Here is a 3,855-nt window from a genome sequence, read left to right as displayed (position 1 = left end):
GTAAGTTGTGATGCAATTCCAGAAGCTACTGTATTAACTGCAACAGATAATTGTAATTCAGAAGTAACAGTTGTATATTTAGAAGAGCAAACAGGACAAGAAGAAGGTTGTGCATCAGAATATACAATTACAAGAACTTGGACAGTACAAGATTGTGCAGGAAATGTAACTTCACATACTCAGGTAATTACTGTAGAAGATAATGAAGCGCCAGAGTTAGTGTCTACACTTGAAGATATTACTATAGAATGTGATAATGTTCCAGAAGTACCAACGTTAGAGTTTGTTGATAATTGTTCACCAAATGTTACGCAGACAAGTTTTGAAGAAACAAGTACGTTTGATGGAACAGATAGCGATTATACTATAACAAGAACCTGGACAGTCACAGATGATTGTGGTAATGTAGCAGAATTTGTACAAAATATTACAGTAACAGTAAAAACTTCGGTAACTGAAATTGCAGATTCTAAATGTATTGATGATGGAGAAATCAACTTGAATGATTATTTAGCAAATCAAAGTGAAGAAGGTACGTGGGAAGTAACACAAGGAAACGTAGTTTTATCTGAAGACGGAAGTTTTGATCCATCAAACTTAAGTTTAGGAGATTATGTATTTACCTATACTTCACCTAATAATGGATGTTTATCATCAACTATAGTAACAATTAATATAAATGATGATTGTGTAGTATTACCATGTGGACAAGAAGATGTGGTAATATCTAAAGCAGTAACCCCTAATGGAGATTCGTGGAATGAATTCTTTGAAATTACAGGAGTAGAATCTTGTGGATTTGTAGCAAATGTAAAAATATTTAACCGTTGGGGAGCCAAAGTTTTTGAATCTAACAATTATGCAAATGATTGGAATGGAGTTTCAGATGGAAGCACATTTGGAGGAGCCAAAAGACTACCAGCAGGTACATATTACTACATTGTAATATTAGAAAATAGTGGTTTAAAACCATTTACAGGGGCAATTTATTTAGGAACCAAATAATATTATAGCTATGAACCATAATTACAGAATATTACGTACAGTTGTTGCACTATTCTTTGTATGCATTTTTAACGTACAATCGCAACAATTACCACAATTTACTCAGTACATGTATAATACAATTTCTATAAACCCTGCGTATGCTGGTAGTAGAGGAGTATTAAGTGTAGTAGGATTACATAGAAGTCAATGGGTAGGTTTAGATAGAGCACCAGAAACACAAACTCTATCTGTTCATGCACCACTTAGAAATGATAAAATCGGACTAGGCTTATCGTTTATAAACGATAAGCTTGGGTACGAAAACTTTATCTACTTGTATGGAGATTTTTCTTACACAATTAATCTTAACGAAGACTTAAGGTTAGCCTTTGGTCTTAAAGCTGGATTTACTCAATATAATATTGATGATGAGTTAAAAGCATCAGAAGGTTCAGATCCTGGTATTAGTGGTATACAAAACCGATGGGAACCCAATATTGGTAGTGGAGCATACTTACATACCGATAAGTGGTATGTAGGATTATCAGCACCAAGATTACTAAATATAGATCACAATGATTTAGAAATTAATGGGATTAATTACGGAGTTATTGATAAGGTAAGTTATTATTTAACAGGAGGGTATGTGTTTGATTTAAGTGATAATGTAAAGTTTAAACCAGCTACATTAATAAAAGCAACAAATGGAGCACCATTATCATACGATATAACAGCTAACTTTTTATTCAACGAAAAGTTTTGGTTAGGAGGATCGTATAGAATAAATGAGTATACAGGCGCTTTAGGAGCATTAGTAGATTTTCAAGTAACCAAACAATTGCGTGTGGGGTATACGTATGAACATCCTTTATCAGATATTAATCAATATTCAAACGGAACCCATGAAATATTGTTAATGTTTGAGTTGCTTCCTAAGTTATATAGAACAAAATCTCCTAGATATTTTTAAAAAGCATAGTTATGAAGACAAAAATAACACTTATACTACTTTTTATATCATGTTTTGCTTTTTCACAAAGAAAAGTGGCAGATAAATTCTATAAAGAATACTCTTATATAAAAGCAGCAGAATTTTACAAGAAAGCAATAGATAATGGAGATGATGGAGTAGATATGGTAACAAGATTAGCAGACTGTTATTATAACAATTCCAATTCAGAACAGGCGGCTTACTGGTATGGGGTAGCTTCAAATAGAGACGAAGGTTTAAGCGATGAAGCTATATATAAATATGTTCAATCACTCAGGAGTGTTGGTCAATACGATAAAGCAGATGAGTGGTTGAAAAAAATTCCAGATGCAGCATTAAAAATAGGAAATGTTGATTATGATAAGTTAAAAACACTTAATAAAGATTCAGTAGTAGTAGCAAATTTAGATATTAATACTAAAAACTCAGAGTTTGGCTTGTATGCGAGAGGTCAGAAACTATACTTTGCTTCATCGAGAGATGAAAATGGTAAAATTTATGAGTGGAATAACCAACCGTATTTAGATTTATATCAAGCTAAGATTACTAAAAATGAAGACGGAGAAGATATTATAGAAAGCGTTATGCCTATAGTTTCCTCTAAAATTAATACAGGTTTTCATGAATCAAGTGTTGCTTTAACCAAAGATGGTCAAACACTATATTTTACAAGAAATAACTTAGATGATAAAGATAAATTAGAGTATGATAAAAAAGGTACTTCACATTTAAAAATATTTAAAGCGACTTTAGTTAATGGACAGTGGGATAATATTGAAGATTTACCATTTAATGATAAAATATATTCTAGCGGACATCCCGCATTAAGTCCAGACGAGAAGACGTTGTATTTTGTATCTGATAGACCAGATAGTTATGGCTTAACAGATATTTATAAAGTAGCTATTCTACCAAATGGGAGGTATGGTAAACCAATAAATTTGGGCGATAAAGTAAATACAATTGGAAGAGAGATGTTTCCTTTTGTAGCTAAAGATTATACCCTCTATTTCTCTTCAGATGGTTATGCTAATTTGGGGTTGTTAGATATTTATAAAACTGATTTATTAAAAAATAATTCATCAGAAGTAATAAACATAGGTGCTCCATTTAATAGTGGATATGATGATTTTGCTTTCTTTTATAATGAAGACGGAAAATCAGGATATTTATCTTCAAATAGACCAGGCGGAAAAGGAGAGGATGATATTTATAAGTTTAAAACACTAAAGTGTAAACAATTTATTAAGGGAAGAACTTTTGATAAAAGAACAAAAGAGATTTTACCTAATACTTTAGTAGAGCTTATGGATTCAGAAGGAAAAGTCATAAAAAGATTTGTAACTCAAGAAGATGCAACCTATGTTTTTGAAGTAGAATGCGAAAAGAAATTTGCTTTAAGAGGAACCAAATTAGATTATAAAGATGATTTTGTAAATAATATTGAAACTACAGATGTGAGAGGAAGAGAAATAGAACACGATTTGTATTTAACACCATTAATCGTAGGAAATGAGATTGTAATAGATCCTATTTTCTTTGATTTTGATAAGTGGAATATACGACCAGATGCGGCTTACGAGTTAGAACATATTGTAAGAGTGCTAAATAATCACCCAAAAATGATTATAAAAATTGAAGCACATACCGATAGTAGGGGAAGCGATCGTTACAATGAAATTTTATCAGATAAGAGAGCTAAATCTACTCGAGATTATATTTTCTCTAGAGGAATTGACGCCAATAGAATACAAAGTGCTATTGGTTATGGAGAAAAGCAGTTAGTTAATAAATGCTCAAATGGTGTTCAATGTACAGAAGAAGAACACCAAGAAAACCGACGTTCGAAATTTATAATTGTTAATGATTATAAATAG

The 3,855-nt window shown here is 31.6% G+C and carries 3 protein-coding genes; all 3 read left to right on the top strand.

The annotated features are described in order from the left end of the window. Positions 1–1,005: gliding motility-associated C-terminal domain-containing protein (locus tag DFQ07_RS15410; protein ID WP_133538145.1), on the top strand; the 1,005-nt coding region annotated here is incomplete at its 5' end. 10 nt (positions 1,006–1,015) lie between these two features. Then, positions 1,016–1,957, top strand: a complete 942-nt coding sequence (locus DFQ07_RS15405) for a PorP/SprF family type IX secretion system membrane protein (RefSeq protein WP_133538144.1) — start codon at positions 1,016–1,018, stop codon at positions 1,955–1,957. A gap of 11 nt (positions 1,958–1,968) precedes the next feature. After that, positions 1,969–3,855 (top strand): OmpA family protein, encoded by a 1,887-nt coding sequence (locus DFQ07_RS15400; RefSeq protein WP_133538143.1) that lies wholly within the window; start codon positions 1,969–1,971, stop codon positions 3,853–3,855.

The organism is Tenacibaculum caenipelagi, assembly GCF_004363005.1.
Taxonomy (GTDB): domain Bacteria; phylum Bacteroidota; class Bacteroidia; order Flavobacteriales; family Flavobacteriaceae; genus Polaribacter; species Polaribacter caenipelagi.
Note: the sequence above shows the minus strand (reverse complement) of the source record. Positions and strands in the feature narration are given on the sequence as shown.